This window comes from Serratia sp. EC4, assembly GCF_059652115.1.
In genome coordinates this window covers 1,168,914-1,182,538 of the sequence record NZ_JBNIDE010000001.1, presented here as the reverse complement: position 1 = coordinate 1,182,538, position 13,625 = coordinate 1,168,914, and the positions used below count along the sequence as shown (strand labels likewise).

The 13,625-nt window shown below is 63.4% G+C and carries 13 protein-coding genes; 9 read left to right on the top strand and 4 right to left on the bottom strand.

Annotated elements, in window-relative coordinates; all coding sequences use genetic code 11:
* Positions 1–16 precede the first annotated feature (16 nt).
* The 5 genes from menD to menE are packed head-to-tail and all read left to right on the top strand — an operon-like array spanning position 17 to position 5,685.
* Positions 17–1,693 carry a 2-succinyl-5-enolpyruvyl-6-hydroxy-3-cyclohexene-1-carboxylic-acid synthase gene (gene menD / locus ACP39K_RS05525; RefSeq protein WP_497008353.1) on the top strand — a complete coding sequence of 559 codons (1,677 nt, stop codon included), beginning with the start codon at positions 17–19 and terminating at the stop codon, positions 1,691–1,693.
* Complete coding sequence (menH, locus tag ACP39K_RS05520; protein WP_033639795.1) at positions 1,690–2,460, top strand: 2-succinyl-6-hydroxy-2,4-cyclohexadiene-1-carboxylate synthase; 771 nt, start codon at positions 1,690–1,692, stop codon at positions 2,458–2,460. The genes menD and menH overlap by 4 nt, the downstream gene beginning before the upstream one ends.
* A gap of 11 nt (positions 2,461–2,471) precedes the next feature.
* Positions 2,472–3,329, top strand: coding sequence for a 1,4-dihydroxy-2-naphthoyl-CoA synthase (menB, locus tag ACP39K_RS05515; RefSeq protein WP_033639797.1), 858 nt, complete (start codon positions 2,472–2,474; stop codon positions 3,327–3,329).
* The gene (gene menC / locus ACP39K_RS05510) at positions 3,329–4,312 is read left to right on the top strand and encodes an o-succinylbenzoate synthase (RefSeq protein WP_197829638.1); all 984 of its coding nucleotides are present in this window, start codon (positions 3,329–3,331) and stop codon (positions 4,310–4,312) included. Before menB ends, menC begins: the two co-directional genes overlap by 1 nt.
* Entirely contained in the window at positions 4,300–5,685 is a 1,386-nt protein-coding gene (gene menE, locus ACP39K_RS05505) for an o-succinylbenzoate--CoA ligase (RefSeq protein WP_251683684.1), read from the top strand. Before menC ends, menE begins: the two co-directional genes overlap by 13 nt.
* A gap of 44 nt (positions 5,686–5,729) precedes the next feature.
* On the opposite strand, the gene katA is transcribed toward menE, so the two are convergent.
* Positions 5,730–7,166, bottom strand: coding sequence for a catalase KatA (gene katA, locus ACP39K_RS05500; protein ID WP_015378563.1), 1,437 nt, complete (start codon positions 7,164–7,166; stop codon positions 5,730–5,732).
* 338 nt (positions 7,167–7,504) lie between these two features.
* Between katA and ACP39K_RS05495 the strand changes: the two genes are divergently transcribed.
* Complete coding sequence (locus ACP39K_RS05495; protein ID WP_004935943.1) at positions 7,505–8,044, top strand: YfaZ family outer membrane protein; 540 nt, start codon at positions 7,505–7,507, stop codon at positions 8,042–8,044.
* 61 nt (positions 8,045–8,105) lie between these two features.
* Here the strand turns inward: ACP39K_RS05495 and tyrP are convergent, their stop codons facing one another.
* Entirely contained in the window at positions 8,106–9,314 is a 1,209-nt protein-coding gene (tyrP, locus tag ACP39K_RS05490; RefSeq protein WP_015378562.1) for a tyrosine transporter TyrP, read from the bottom strand.
* A 245-nt stretch (positions 9,315–9,559) separates the two neighbouring features.
* Here tyrP and ACP39K_RS05485 point away from each other — a divergent pair, with 245 nt between their 5' ends.
* Positions 9,560–10,756, top strand: coding sequence for a nicotinamide mononucleotide deamidase-related protein YfaY (locus ACP39K_RS05485; protein ID WP_048796010.1), 1,197 nt, complete (start codon positions 9,560–9,562; stop codon positions 10,754–10,756).
* Here ACP39K_RS05485 and ACP39K_RS05480 read toward each other — a convergent pair.
* Positions 10,746–11,981, bottom strand: coding sequence for an FAD-dependent oxidoreductase (locus ACP39K_RS05480; protein ID WP_497008352.1), 1,236 nt, complete (start codon positions 11,979–11,981; stop codon positions 10,746–10,748). The genes ACP39K_RS05485 and ACP39K_RS05480 overlap by 11 nt on opposite strands.
* 116 nt (positions 11,982–12,097) lie before the next feature.
* Here ACP39K_RS05480 and ACP39K_RS05475 point away from each other — a divergent pair, with 116 nt between their 5' ends.
* The gene (locus ACP39K_RS05475; RefSeq protein WP_033639802.1) at positions 12,098–12,919 is read left to right on the top strand and encodes an AraC family transcriptional regulator; all 822 of its coding nucleotides are present in this window, start codon (positions 12,098–12,100) and stop codon (positions 12,917–12,919) included.
* A 231-nt stretch (positions 12,920–13,150) separates the two neighbouring features.
* On the top strand, positions 13,151–13,303 hold the full coding sequence (locus ACP39K_RS05470) for a Hok/Gef family protein (protein WP_497008351.1): 153 nt from the start codon (positions 13,151–13,153) through the stop codon (positions 13,301–13,303).
* 59 nt (positions 13,304–13,362) lie between these two features.
* On the opposite strand, the gene yfaE is transcribed toward ACP39K_RS05470, so the two are convergent.
* Positions 13,363–13,623, bottom strand: a complete 261-nt coding sequence (gene yfaE / locus ACP39K_RS05465; protein WP_025303642.1) for a class I ribonucleotide reductase maintenance protein YfaE — start codon at positions 13,621–13,623, stop codon at positions 13,363–13,365.
* Positions 13,624–13,625: the final 2 nt, after the last annotated feature.

Sequence of the window (13,625 nt, the reverse complement as noted above, 5' to 3'; positions counted from 1 at the left end):
GACTTGTGAGCGAACTATGTCGACAAGTGTTTTTAATCGCCGGTGGGCGGCTGTGCTGCTCGAGGCGCTGGCCCGCCATGGGGTGCGGCATGTTTGTATCGCTCCGGGATCGCGCTCCACGCCGCTGACGCTGGCCGCCGCGGCCAACCGATCGTTTATCTGCCATACCCATTTTGATGAGCGCGGGCTCGGCCATTTGGCGCTCGGTCTGGCGAAGGCGGCGCATGAGCCGGTGGCGGTGATCGTCACGTCCGGCACCGCGGCGGCGAACCTTTATCCCGCGTTGATCGAAGCCGGCCTGACCGGTGAACGGCTGGTGTTTCTCACCGCCGATCGGCCGCCGGAACTGATCGACTGCGGCGCCAATCAGGCGATCCGTCAAAACGGTCTCTACAGCAGCCACCCGACGTTGGCGATCGATCTGCCGCGTCCTACGCCGGATATTCCGGCCGCGTGGCTGGCCTCCAGCGTCGACAGCGCGATGGCGCGCCTGCAGCATGGCGCTTTGCATATCAACTGCCCGTTCGCCGAACCGCTGTATGGCGGCGATGAGCGTCAGTATGCCGATTGGTCCGCCGCGCTGGGCGACTGGTGGCAGAGCGATCGGCCTTGGCTGCAGGAAAGCGAGACGCGTGCGGCGCCGTCGCCGCAGCCGGACTGGTTCTTCTGGCGGCAAAAACGCGGCGTGGTGCTGGCTGGCCGCATGAGCGCGGAAGAGGGCGCACAGGTGGCCGACTGGGCCGAGACGCTGGGCTGGCCGCTGATCGGCGATGTGCTGTCGCAGACCGGGCAACCGCTGCCCTGCGCCGATTTATGGCTCGCGCATCCGCAGGCGCAGCGCCTGTTGCAAGACGCGCAGCTGGTGGTGCAGTTCGGCGGCAGCTTGACCGGCAAACGCCTGCTGCAGTGGCAGACGCAGTGCCGGCCGGAAGAGTATTGGGTCATCGACGAGCTGCCGGGGCGGCTCGATCCGGCCCAGCACCGGGGGCGGCGTTTGCGCGCCGGGGTGGCGCAGTGGTTGGCGCAGCATCCGGCGCAACCGCGCGCGCCGTGGGCCGCCGGGCTGGCGGCCTTGGCGGATAAGGCGCTGACGGCGGCATCCACGCATCTGCACGATAACTTTGGCGAAGCGCAGCTGGCGCACCGCCTGCCGGAGCTGCTGCCGGAGAACGGCCAGCTGTTTCTCGGCAACAGCCTGGTGGTGCGACTGATCGACGCGTTAACCGCGCTGCCTGCCGCTTACCCGGTATTCAGCAACCGCGGCGCCAGCGGCATCGACGGTCTGATTTCCACCGCCGCCGGCGTACAGCGCGCCACCGCGAGGCCGACGTTGGCGGTGGTGGGCGACCTTTCCGCGTTGTATGACCTCAATGCGCTGGCGTTGTTGCGCCACGGTTCGGCGCCGACGGTGCTGATCGTCGTCAATAACAACGGCGGCCAAATTTTCTCGCTGTTGCCGACGCCGGACGAGGAGCGCCAACGCTTTTACTGCATGCCGCAGAACGTCGAGTTCAGCCACGCGGCGGCGATGTTCCAGCTTGACTACGCGCGGCCGGAAAACTGGAGCCAGCTGCAACAGGCGGTTGAGCAAGGCTGGCGGCGCGGCGGCGCCACGCTGATAGAACTGCAGGTGCCACCGAGCGCAGGGGCCGAAAGCCTGCAATACCTGGTGCAACAGATGGCGGTGCAATGATGCTGGCGACGCGAATTTTGCAACAGGGCGAAGCGGGCCGCCCGTGGCTGGTGTGGCTGCACGGCCTGCTCGGCAACAACAACGAATGGCGGGTGATCGCCGCGCGCTGCCCGGAATGGCCGTCGCTGGCCATCGATCTGCCCGGCCACGGCGATTCCGTGGCGGTGACCTGCCGCGGCTTCGACGACATCAGCGCGCAAATCGCCGCTACGCTGCAGCTGCGCAATATTGAACGTTATTGGCTGGTGGGCTATTCGCTCGGCGGGCGCATCGCCATGTATCACGCTTGCCACGGCCGCCATGCCGGCCTGCAAGGCGTGATCGTCGAGGGCGGCAATCCGGGGCTGGAGGACGAACAACAGCGCCGCCATCGCTGCGAGCAGGATGCACTGTGGGCGGCGCGTTTTCGCAGTGAGCCGATCGCCGAGGTGCTGGCGGACTGGTATCAGCAGCCGGTGTTCAAAGAGCTTAGCCATGTGCACCGTCAGGCGTTGATCGCCGCGCGTTCGGTCAACAGCGGCCCGGCGATTGCCGACATGCTCGAAGCCACGTCGCTCGGGCGGCAGCCCTATCTGGCGCCGCAGCTGCGCCAACTGACCGTGCCGCTGCGGGTGCTGTGCGGTGAGAACGACCCCAAATTTCAACGGCTGGCGCGCGACGCCGGGTTGCCGTTGCGCATTGTGCCGCAGGCCGGCCACAACGCGCATCTGGCCAATCCGCAGGATTTCGTCGCCGAGCTGCAGACCTTTCTCGTTAACCCTGGTTAAAGGAACCGAACATGCTTTATCCGAATGAAGAACACCTGTATGCCGCCATCGCCTGGCAGGATTGCACCGGCGATTTCGAAGACATTCTGTATCACAAGTCCGCTGACGGCATCGCCAAAATCACCATCAACCGGCCGCAGGTGCGCAACGCGTTTCGTCCGCAAACGGTCAAAGAGATGATCGACGCGCTGGCCAACGCCCGTTACGACGACGGCATCGGCGTCATTATTCTGACTGGCGCCGGCGATAAGGCCTTCTGCTCCGGCGGCGATCAGAAAGTGCGCGGCGACTACGGCGGCTATCGCGACGACAGCGGCGTACACCACCTCAACGTGCTGGACTTCCAACGCCAGATCCGCACCTGCCCGAAACCGGTGGTGGCGATGGTGGCCGGCTATTCGATCGGCGGCGGCCACGTGCTGCACATGATGTGCGATCTGACCATCGCGGCGGACAACGCCATCTTCGGCCAGACCGGCCCGAAAGTGGGCTCGTTCGACGGCGGCTGGGGGGCGTCTTACATGGCGCGCATCGTCGGCCAGAAGAAGGCGCGCGAAATCTGGTTCCTGTGCCGCCAGTACGACGCCGCCGCCGCGCTGGACATGGGCCTGGTCAATACCGTGGTGCCGCTGGCCGATCTGGAAAAAGAGACGGTGCGCTGGTGCCGCGAAATGCTGCAGAACAGCCCGATGGCGCTGCGCTGCCTGAAGGCGGCGCTGAATGCCGACTGCGACGGCCAGGCCGGTTTGCAGGAGCTGGCGGGCAACGCCACCATGCTGTTCTACATGACCGACGAAGGGCAGGAAGGGCGCAACGCGTTCAACGAGAAGCGCCAACCGGACTTCAGCAAATTCAAGCGTAACCCGTAATGAGCGGAGCAAACCGCAGCGCGGCGCTATACCGTTACAGCCTGCCGATGGAGGCGGGCGTGGTGCTGCGCAATCAACGGTTGAAAACGCGTGACGGATGGGTGGTACAGCTGCGTCAGGGCGAGCGTGAAGGCTGGGGCGAGATCGCGCCGCTGCCGGAATTCAGCCGGGAAACGTTGGCGCAGGCCGAACAGGCCGCGCTGGCGTGGCTGCAGGCCTGGTTGGCGGGCAACGAACCGGATGACAGCGCGTTGCCCTCGGTGGCCTTTGGGCTCAGCTGTGCGCAGGCCGAGCTGGAGCAGCGCTTGCCGATGCAGGCGGATTTCCGCAAGGCGCCGCTGTGCACCGGCGATCCGGACGAGCTGTTCGAGACATTGAGCGCTTTGCCGGGCGAGAAAGTCGCCAAGGTGAAAGTAGGGCTGTATGAGGCGGTGCGCGACGGCATGATCGTCAACGTGCTGCTGGAGGCGCTGCCGGATCTGCGGCTGCGGCTGGACGCCAACCGCAGTTGGACCCGCGCCAAAGCCGACGGCTTCGCCAAATATGTCAACCCGGCGTGGCGCGATCGCATAGCCTTCCTGGAAGAGCCCTGCAAGACCCGTGATGAATCGCGCGACTTCGCCCGGGCGACCGGCATCGCCATCGCCTGGGATGAGAGCGTGCGGGAGGCGGACTTTGTGGTGCAGGCCGAGCCGGGCGTGGCGGCCATCGTGATCAAGCCGACGCTGGTCGGCAGCCTGGCGCGCTGCCAGACGCTGGTGGCGCAGGCGCACGCGGCGGGGCTGACGGCGGTGATCAGTTCCAGCCTCGAATCCAGCCTGGGGTTGACCCAACTGGCGCGCATCGCCCATTGGCTGACGCCGGACACCGTGCCGGGCCTGGACACGCTGGGGTTGATGCAGGCGCAGGTGCTGCGCCCGTGGCCGGGCAGCGCGTTGCCGCTGCTGGATGTCTCGGCGCTGGAGTGCCTATGGCGCCGTTGAACGATTGGCCGTGGCGACACTGGGCGCGCACTCAGCCGCAGGCGACGGCGCTGATGCTCGGCGAACAACCGCTGAGCTGGCTGGCGTTGCAGAGCCAGGTGGATGAGCTGGCGGCGGATTTCCAGCATCAGGGCGTAGAACCGGGCTGCGGCGTGGCGCTCTGCGGCAAAAACAGCTATCCGTTGCTGTTGGCCTATCTGGCGCTGCTGCAATGCGGCGCGCGCCTGTTGCCGCTCAATCCCGCCTTGCCGGCGCCGCTGTTGGCGCAGCTGTTGCCGGAATTGGATATGACCTTTGTCTTCGGCCCGGACTCGTTGCCGGCGCTGCCGGAAGACGTGATTCGATTGACCCCGCCCTCGACCGAGCCGCGTTGGCCGAACCTGCCTGCGTGGGAGGCGCAGCGTCTGGCGACGCTGACGTTGACCTCGGGTTCCAGCGGCATACCGAAGGCGGCGGCGCACAGCTACGCCAATCATCTGGCCAGCGCCGCCGGGGTGTTGCGGTTGATGGATTTTCAACGCGAGGATTGCTGGCTGTTGTCACTGCCGCTGTTTCACGTCTCCGGCCAGGGCATCGTCTGGCGCTGGTTGGCGGCGGGCGCCCGGTTGGCGGTGCGCGAGATGCACCCGCTGAACGAGGCGTTGGCGGGATGCACGCATGCTTCGCTGGTGCCGACGCAGCTCTGGCGTCTGCTGGCGCAACCGCTGACGGGCATGACGTTGAAAGCGGTGCTGCTCGGCGGCGCGATGATACCGGTGGAGCTGACCGAACGGGCGGAGGCGGCGGGGATCCGCTGCTGGTGCGGCTACGGGCTGACCGAACTGGCCTCCACGGTGTGCGCCAAGCGCGCCGATGCGCGGCCGGGCGTCGGCCTGCCGCTCGGCGGCCGCGAGGTAAAACTGGTGGATGAAGAGGTCTGGATCCGCGCCGACAGCCTGGCGATTGGCTACTGGCGTCATGGCCATCTGCAGCCGTTGGCCGATGAGCAGGGCTGGTTCCCGACCCGCGATCGCGGCGCGATGATCGAGGGGGAACTGCGAATTCTCGGCCGGCTGGACAACCTGTTTTTCAGCGGCGGCGAAGGGGTGCAGCCGGAAGATATCGAACGCGTGCTGGCGGCGCATCCACAGATCACGCAGGCGTTTGTAGTGCCGGTGGCGGACGCCGAGTTCGGCCAGCGGCCGGTGGCGGTGATCGACGGCGATCCGGCGCTGTCGTTGAGTGCGCTGCTCGCCTGGTCGCAGGACCAGCTGGCCAATTTCCAACGCCCGACGGCATTGCTTCCGCTGCCTGACGAGCTGAAAAACGGCGGCATCAAGATTTCGCGCCGCCAGTTGCAGCAGTGGGTGGCGGAGCGCCTGCGTCCGGCATAAAAAAAGCCGCCCGAAAGGGCGGCTGAGTAGATGGCAACAGAGGGTTATTTCAGCCCTAACGCCTTGGCGACGCCGGCGCCGTAGTCCGGATGCACCTTGGTGAACAGCTCGACCTGACGGCGCTGGATCTGTTCCGGCACCTGCGACAGTTCGCCGGCGATGCGGGTGAACATGCGCTGGTGTTCTTCGGCGCTCAGCAGGTTGAACAGTGCGCGCGGCTGGCTGTAGTAATCGTCGTCTTCACGATGGTTCCAGTGATCGGCCGCGCCCTCAATGCTCAGCGGCGGCTCGCTGAAGTCCGGTTGCTCCTGGAACAGGCCGAAGCTGTTCGGTTCGTAGGTTGCGCCGTTGCCGCTGTTGCCGTCCACGCGCATCGCACCGTCGCGATGATAGTTGTGGAACGGGCATTTGGCGCCGTTCACCGGGATCTGGTGATGGTTGACGCCCAGGCGGTAGCGGTGCGCATCGCCATAGGAGAACAGACGGCCCTGCAGCATTTTATCCGGCGAGAAACTGATGCCCGGCACCACGTTGGCGGGGTTCATCGCCACCTGTTCGACTTCGGAGAAGTAGTTGTCGGGATTGCGGTTCAACTCGAAATAACCGACGTCGATCAGCGGGTAGTCGCCGTGCGGCCATACCTTGGTCAGATCGAATGGGTTATATGGCGTCTGAGAGGCCTCGTGTTCCGGCATGATCTGAATTTGCAGCTTCCAGCGCGGGAAGTCGCCGCGTTTGATCGCCTCGAACAAATCGCGCTGTGAGCTTTCGCGATCCTTGGCGATGATCGCTTCCGCCTCTTCATCCATCAGGTTTTCAATGCCCTGTTCGCAGCGGAAGTGGAATTTCACCCAGAAACGTTCGTTGGCGGCATTGATAAAGCTGAAGGTGTGGCTGCCGAAGCCGTGCATGTGGCGGTAGGACTTCGGAATGCCGCGATCGCTGAAGTCGATGGTCAGCTGGTGCAGTGATTCCGGCAGGTGGGAGAAAAAGTCCCATTTGTAGACCGGATTGCGCAGGTTGGTATGCGGATCGCGTTTCACCACGTGGTTGAGATCGGGGAATTTCAGCGGATCGCGCAGATAGAACACCGGCGTATCGTTACCCACCAGATCCCAGTTGCCTTCTTCGGTATAGAACTTCATGGCGAAGCCGCGAATGTCGCGTTCGGCGTCGGCGGCGCCGCGTTCACCGGCGACGGTGGAGAAGCGGATAAACATGTCGGTCTGCTTACCGATTTCGGAGAAGATCTTGGCGCGGGTGTAGCGGGTGATGTCGTGGGTGACGGTAAAGGTGCCGTAGGCGCCGGATCCCTTGGCGTGCATGCGACGCTCGGGGATGACTTCACGGTCGAAGTGGGCCAGTTTTTCCAGGAACCACACGTCCTGCAACAGCATCGGGCCGCGTTTGCCCGCGGTGATCACGTTATTGTTATCGACAACCGGGGCGCCGGCTGCGGTGGTCAGTCCTTTCTTGCTCATCACTTGCTCCTTATCGTAGTGCAGTTAAGTAAAGACTCGGGCGGTTTAAGCGTTCATCAGCATAGTCCTTTGGCGGGGCTTCTTCCCCTGACCTTGGTCAAAGCCACTACTAGTTGTAGCCCTATTGCCGAGCGACGGCAAATAGGTCTCGGTTATCGTTGGCATCGCCTTGACGAATATGGATTTTTGTTTGCAAATTTTTACATTTATTTGATTATTGAAGAATTTTTTCGCTTTTATCCCTTAAATACTCATTGCGCTTTGGTATAGACTCGTGACGTTATTATTATGCGTTGATTCGATCATTCGGTACGGATGACAAACCAGAGGGAAAGATGATGAAAAAGACTTGGGTCGCGTGCGCGGCAGGATTGCTGTTGGTGACCGGCGCGGCGAACGCCATCAGCGTGTCGGGCGAAGCCGGGCAACACTACACCAACCTGGGCGTCGGCATGAGCACCGGCTCTTCAGGTCTTGGCCTGACCGGCAACTGGGCGCGCAGCGACCACGACGGCAACGTCGGCAGTGTGGGGTTGAACTTCGGCGTGCCGCTGGGGCCGTTGACGGCGACCGTGGGCGCCAAAGCGCTGTACCTCAGCCCGAAAGACGGGAAGAGCGGCGGGGCGGTGGCGCTGGGCGGCGGCCTGGAGTGGGAAATTAACCGTTACTTCAGCCTGCACGGCGAAGGGTACTTTGCCCCTGAGTCTTTCACCAGCGGCGTGAAGGCCTATAACGAAGCCAGCGGCGGCCTGCGCTGGAAGTTCCGTCCGCTGAGCGTGGACGTGGGCTACCGTTACATGCAAATGGAAGGCAAAGACGGGCGTCGCGACAATACGCTGGCCGATGGCCCTTATGTCGGCGTGGGCCTGAGCTTCTGACGCTCAGCAAAAAGGGGCCATTGCGGCCCCTTTCTCTTTATCATTTCTTGTCTTTCGTCGCTTACCCGACCGCCGGCAGCATGCCGCTGGCGATGCCCAGTTGGATGGCGATCACCGTCACCCCGCAGACAAACACCAACGCCAGCGCCGGCGTACCGCCCCAGACGCGATACTGCGCCTGATGCTTTTGGCGGGTTTTCCACACCAGCAGTGAAGGCAACAGCAGCGCCAACACCGACAAGGCGATGGCGGCGAATCCCAGCGCCAGCACGAAGCCGCGCGGGTAGAACAGCGCGAAGGCCAGCGGCGGCAGGAAGGTGATGGCGCCGGTTTGCAGGCGGCCGCGCACGTTATCTTGCCGCTTGAACAGGTCGGCCAGGAAGTCGAACAGCCCGAGCGCCACGCCGAGGAACGAGGTCGCCAGCGCCAGATCGGCGAACAGGTGCACCGCCAGTTCAACGTGCGGCGAAGCCACCGCGTCGCGCACCGCCTGCAACAGGCCGTTCAGCCCGGCCTGCTGCGCCAGAATGCCGACGAAGGTGTCGGAGCTGATGCTGCCCAGCGTCGCCAGCTGCCAGAAGATATAGGCCATCAGCGGGATGGCGCTGCCGATGATAAATACCCAGCGCAGTTTGCGAATGTTGCCGCCCATGTAGTTGACGATGCTTGGCACGCTGCCGTGGAAGCCGAAAGAAGTGAAGATCACCGGAATGGCCGACAGCGCCAGGCCTTGCTCCAGCGGCAATGTCATCAGATTGGTTTGGTGGATATTCGGCAACATCAGGCCGAGCATCACCACCAGAAATACCACTTTGGCGCTGAACAGGATGCGGTTGAACAAGTCGACCGAGTGGGTGCCGATGCACACCACGCCGCCGGCCACCAGGGTGAACAGCAGGACGCCGAGCGACACCGGGAAATCCTGCGATGTCCATTGGCTGATGCTGGTGGCGAGCAGTTCGCCGGCGCCGCTGATATAGGCGGCGGTGAGGGCGTACATCAGGAACATCATGCTAAAGCTGGTCAGCCACTGGCCGCCGCCGCCGAGATAACGTTTGGCGAGCGTGCCCAGACCGGTATCCGCCTGCTCATGCTGGTAAACCTCCACCAGCAGCAGCGCGGTGTAACACATCAACAGCCACAGCCCGACCAGTAAGGCCAGCGTGACGCCGAAGCCGACGCCGGCCGCTGCCAGCGGCATCGCCAGCATCCCGGCGCCAATGGTGGTGCCCGCCACGATAAAAACACTGCCAAGAGTGCGATTCTTCACGTTTTTTCTCTACCAGCCGAAAGATTTTGAAAATTATAGGTAACGATTTATGAGGATGGCAGGATAGTGGAAGCCCTAATTTGTGTCAAACCGACGTTACGCATGATGTAAATAAATATTTACATTGCGGCGGCCGGCATGGCACATGAGAAACGGACCCATGGCTGAAATTATCCGAAGGCGGCTAGTGAAAAGTTATTTACGGGCTTCTATAGTGGAATGACCAAAAAATGTGGGAGAGATCAATGTTAAGGGTGGAGATGCTCAGCACCGGCGATGAGGTGCTGCACGGGCAAATTATTGATACCAACGCCGCCTGGCTGGCGGACTACCTGTTCCAGCAGGGCGTGCCGATGAGCGGGCGTGAAACGGTCGGGGACAGCCTCTCTGCGTTGATCGAGATCCTGCAGGAACGCAGCCATATCGCCGATGTGCTGATCGTCAACGGCGGCCTGGGGCCGACCAGCGACGATCTCAGCGCGCTGGCCGCCGCGAAAGCCAGCGGCGTAGAGCTGGTCGAACGGGCTGACTGGTTGGCGCGCATGGAAGCCTATTTCGCCGAGCGCGGGCGGCCGATGGCCCCTTCCAATCGCAAGCAGGCGCAGATCCCGGCCAACGCGGAAATGCTGGATAACCCGGTGGGCACCGCCTGCGGTTTCGCATTGCAGCTGAACCAATGTCTGATGTTCTTCACCCCCGGCGTGCCGTCGGAATTCAAAGTGATGGTCGAACAGCAGATCGTACCGCGTCTGCGCCAGCGCTTCACCTTGCCGGCGCCGCCGCTGTGCCTGCGCCTGACGACATTCGGCACCTCCGAGAGCGATCTGGCCGCCGAGCTGGACGGCATGCCGCTGCCGCCGGATGTGGTGTTGGGTTACCGTTCCTCCAGCCCGATTATCGAACTGAAGCTGACCGGGCCGGAAAGTCGGCGTGCGGAAATGGAGCTGGCCTGGCGACGCGTGCGCGAAGTGGCGGGGGACAACTGCATTTTTGAAGGCACCGACGGGTTGCCGGCGACGCTGACGCAGCGCCTGAATCAGCAAGGGCTGAAGCTGGCGTTGAGCGAGCAGTTCAGTGGCGGTTTGATCAATCTGCAGTTGCAGAGCGAAGGGGCGCCGCTGGCGGGTGGCGAGCTGCTGCCGGCACACTGCATCGAAACGCTGGAAACGACGCTGGCGCGCGCCCGCTCGCTGGCGGAATTGACCGGCGCGCCGTTGGCGTTGGCGGTCAGCGCCATGCGCGATGAGCAGGTGAGCATTGCGCTGCACACGCCGCGCGGCGGCATTGGCCAGACCGTGCGTTATCGCGCGTCGCGCCACGGTCTGCGGTTGCGTCAGGAGTCGGTGGCGATGCTGGCGTTGGATATGCTGCGCCGCTGGCTGAATGGGAGCCAGGCGTGCGGTAAAAACGCCTGGCTGGAAGTGGTGGACATTATCGAGTGACGGGCATCGGCGTTGCTGAGTCTCCCGTCTTGTCGGCCTCATCGCGCTGCATCAGCCGTTCGGACGCCAGGCGTGAAAGACGTATTGCCGCCGCGCCTCGCGTTTGCAGTTCTGTACCGTAGTTCCTGAGTGCCTGCCCGGCGTTGTCTGAGTGCGCCAGATGCGCCGCCAGGCTGGCGGCGTCCGCCAATGCGGTGTTGGCGCCGAGCCCACCCGCCGGGCTCATGGCGTGCACGGCGTCGCCGAGAAAGGCGATGCGTTCGCTGTGCCATTCCGGCATCGCCGCCGTAACCTGCACCGTCCGCACGCTGAGCGACAGAGGATCCGCCAACGCTAACGCCGTTTGCAAGGCGGGCGCCCATCCCTGCGAGATATGCCGTACGCGCGCCCGCAACGCGGTGCTTCCCTCCTCCCGTACCGGCCCGCCGAGCCGTTCAGCCGATCCGATGCAGGCCCAATAGAGATAGTCGTCGACCGGCGGGAGGCGGCAATCGGGCGCGTAGTCGGCCGCCAGATGCGCCATGGGAGCCTGAAAGCGCATCGGTTCAATCACCAGCGACATGCCGTCGGCGAAGATCACCGATACGCCGTTCAGCAGCTCAGGGGCCAATTGGGCCCGGGTCGCGGCATCGAGCGGCGTTTTGCCGTAAAGAGTGACGGCGCCACTGTCTTCTGGCCCCGCCTCGGGCAGGCAGCGGCGCCGCACCAGCGAGTTGACGCCGTCGGCGGCGATCAGCACATCGACCCGCACGTGTTCGCCGTTGGCGAACTGAAGTTCCACGCCCTGCGGCGTTTGTGCAAATTCACGCAAGGTATGGCCGAAACGCACCCGGTCTTGCAGGCCGGCAAGCAGGATCTCGCGCAGCGTTTGGCGATGAATGCCGAGATCGCCGCCCGGTTCTTGCGTTTGGCGCGGGCTGGAGGGCAACCAGTGCTCGGGACGCCGGCCGGTGAGCGGGGCAAGCTGCGGATCCCATAGATTGCTCTCGCCGCTGTTTTGCGCGCTGCCGGCGCAGAGCAAGCGGTAGTGCGCCGGCGGCAGGCAGGCAGCCAGCGCCTGCTGGCCCGACGGATCGATGCGCAGCCGGTAGCCCTGATCGCGCGCTTGCGGCGTGGTGTCGCGTTCAAACACCGTGGCGTGGATGCCGAAGCGGCGCAGTCCCTGAGCCAGACACAGGCCGCCGGGCCCGGCGCCGATAATGCCAATGCTGAGTGTTGTCATCATGTTCCCTCGTGAGTCAGTGGCCGCAGACGGTCGCGGCCGGAAGCATTTCATTATGTCGGCGCAGGAAAAGGTTGGTATAACGGTATCTGGACTAAAAATAGTGATTAGTGGCCAATATGAATGCGAACCTTCATGCCCCCGACGCTGACTGCAGCGAATGGTCGGGGGGCCCCTGGCTGATCGCCCTTGGCGGCCGCGACGCGGCAGGCCGTGAGTATCGGTTGGGCACGCGCGAATACGACTGGCATCAGCATGTGCGCGGGCAGTTGCTGTGCGTCGAAAGCGGTTTGCTGCATGTAAGCACGGCGCAGGGCGATTGGGTGCTACCGCCTCAGCGGGCGGGTTGGATCCCGCCGGCGACGGAGCACCGGGTGCAGGTCTGCGGCGCACTGAGCGGCTGGAGTTTGCTGCTGGCGCCGGAGGCCTGCCACGATTTGTCGAATACACCTTGCGTTATCGGCATCAGCGCCGTGCTGCAGGCGCTGGCTCAGCGTGCGGAAGGCTGGGAAAAACGCAGCGCGCTTACCCTGGAGCAGGAGCGTATGGCGCAGGTGATGCGTGACGAGATACGGCTGGCGCCGACGGAGCCGCTGTATTTGCCGATGTCGTCCCATCCGCGCCTGGCCGGCGTTCTGCAGGCCTTGCTGGCGCAGCCGGGGAGCGAGCGTTCGCTGGAGGCGTGGGCTGAATGGGGGGCGATGTCGCCGCGTACCCTGCGACGGCTGATGATCGGCGAGACGGGGTTGAGTTTTGCCCAGTGGCGCCAGCAGGCCCGGTTGTCGTATGCGTTAGCGAAGCTGGCCGAAGGCGAGACGGTGCTGCAGATCGCGGAGGCGCTGGGGTATGCCTCGCCGAGTAATTTTATCGCCATGTTTCGTAAAGCCTTCGGCGATCCCCCGGCGCGTTATTTTTCCACATCGGCGGGAAAGGGGCGCTAAGCGAAATACTGTGAGGATAGTTATATATCCCTGATTAATCATAATTTTATAGGGGATATTCGCGGTGAGGGAATGCTGTTACTCTCTTGACGGGTGCTTGAGACTGTTCGTCTTGGGCATTGTGTGACAAGGCGGATAGATGAAAGCCCCAGACTGACTCTCAATCAGAATGGGGCTGCACATACCGCCTAGACACCGGTATGGTAGCCCCTTCACAGCAAGGAGGCAAGCATGCGCTTAAGGCATATGTTTCACTCGCTAACCGTTGTATGTATTACGGTTTTGTTATTTATCTGGATGATAAGAGACTCGCTGTGCGAGCTAAAAATCTACCAGGAAAATATCACTATCCTGATCAGGTTGGCGTGTGAGGTGAAGCGGTAATCCTAGGGCGGGGGCAACCCCGCCTTCTGGTCTCCAGGCGCGGTTTCCGGCACCCGACTTTACATTTCCAGCTCGATATCCGTCAGCGGCATGCAGCAGCAGGGCAGGATCTCGCCGGCGTTGATAAACGCCAGCGGCTGCTGGCGGTAGGTCACTTCACCTTTCACCAGCTTCAGGCGGCAGGCGCCGCAATAGCCGGAGCGGCATTGGTACTCCACCTGCACGTCGTGCAGTTCCAGCACGTCGAGCAGGCAGTTTTCACTGTTGGGGCAAGAGAGCTGCGTGCCGGCGGCGCGCAGCGTTACGATTGGCGTCGCCATCG

Coding starts and splice junctions, on each gene's coding strand:
- menD (WP_497008353.1), top strand. CDS start 17: ATGTCGACAAGTGTTTTTAATCGCCGGTGGGCGGCTGTGCTGCTCGAG.
- menH (WP_033639795.1), top strand. CDS start 1,690: ATGATGCTGGCGACGCGAATTTTGCAACAGGGCGAAGCGGGCCGCCCG.
- menB (WP_033639797.1), top strand. CDS start 2,472: ATGCTTTATCCGAATGAAGAACACCTGTATGCCGCCATCGCCTGGCAG.
- menC (WP_197829638.1), top strand. CDS start 3,329: ATGAGCGGAGCAAACCGCAGCGCGGCGCTATACCGTTACAGCCTGCCG.
- menE (WP_251683684.1), top strand. CDS start 4,300: ATGGCGCCGTTGAACGATTGGCCGTGGCGACACTGGGCGCGCACTCAG.
- katA (WP_015378563.1), bottom strand. CDS start 7,166: ATGAGCAAGAAAGGACTGACCACCGCAGCCGGCGCCCCGGTTGTCGAT.
- ACP39K_RS05495 (WP_004935943.1), top strand. CDS start 7,505: ATGAAAAAGACTTGGGTCGCGTGCGCGGCAGGATTGCTGTTGGTGACC.
- ACP39K_RS05485 (WP_048796010.1), top strand. CDS start 9,560: ATGTTAAGGGTGGAGATGCTCAGCACCGGCGATGAGGTGCTGCACGGG.
- ACP39K_RS05480 (WP_497008352.1), bottom strand. CDS start 11,981: ATGATGACAACACTCAGCATTGGCATTATCGGCGCCGGGCCCGGCGGC.
- ACP39K_RS05475 (WP_033639802.1), top strand. CDS start 12,098: ATGAATGCGAACCTTCATGCCCCCGACGCTGACTGCAGCGAATGGTCG.
- ACP39K_RS05470 (WP_497008351.1), top strand. CDS start 13,151: ATGCGCTTAAGGCATATGTTTCACTCGCTAACCGTTGTATGTATTACG.
- yfaE (WP_025303642.1), bottom strand. CDS start 13,623: ATGGCGACGCCAATCGTAACGCTGCGCGCCGCCGGCACGCAGCTCTCT.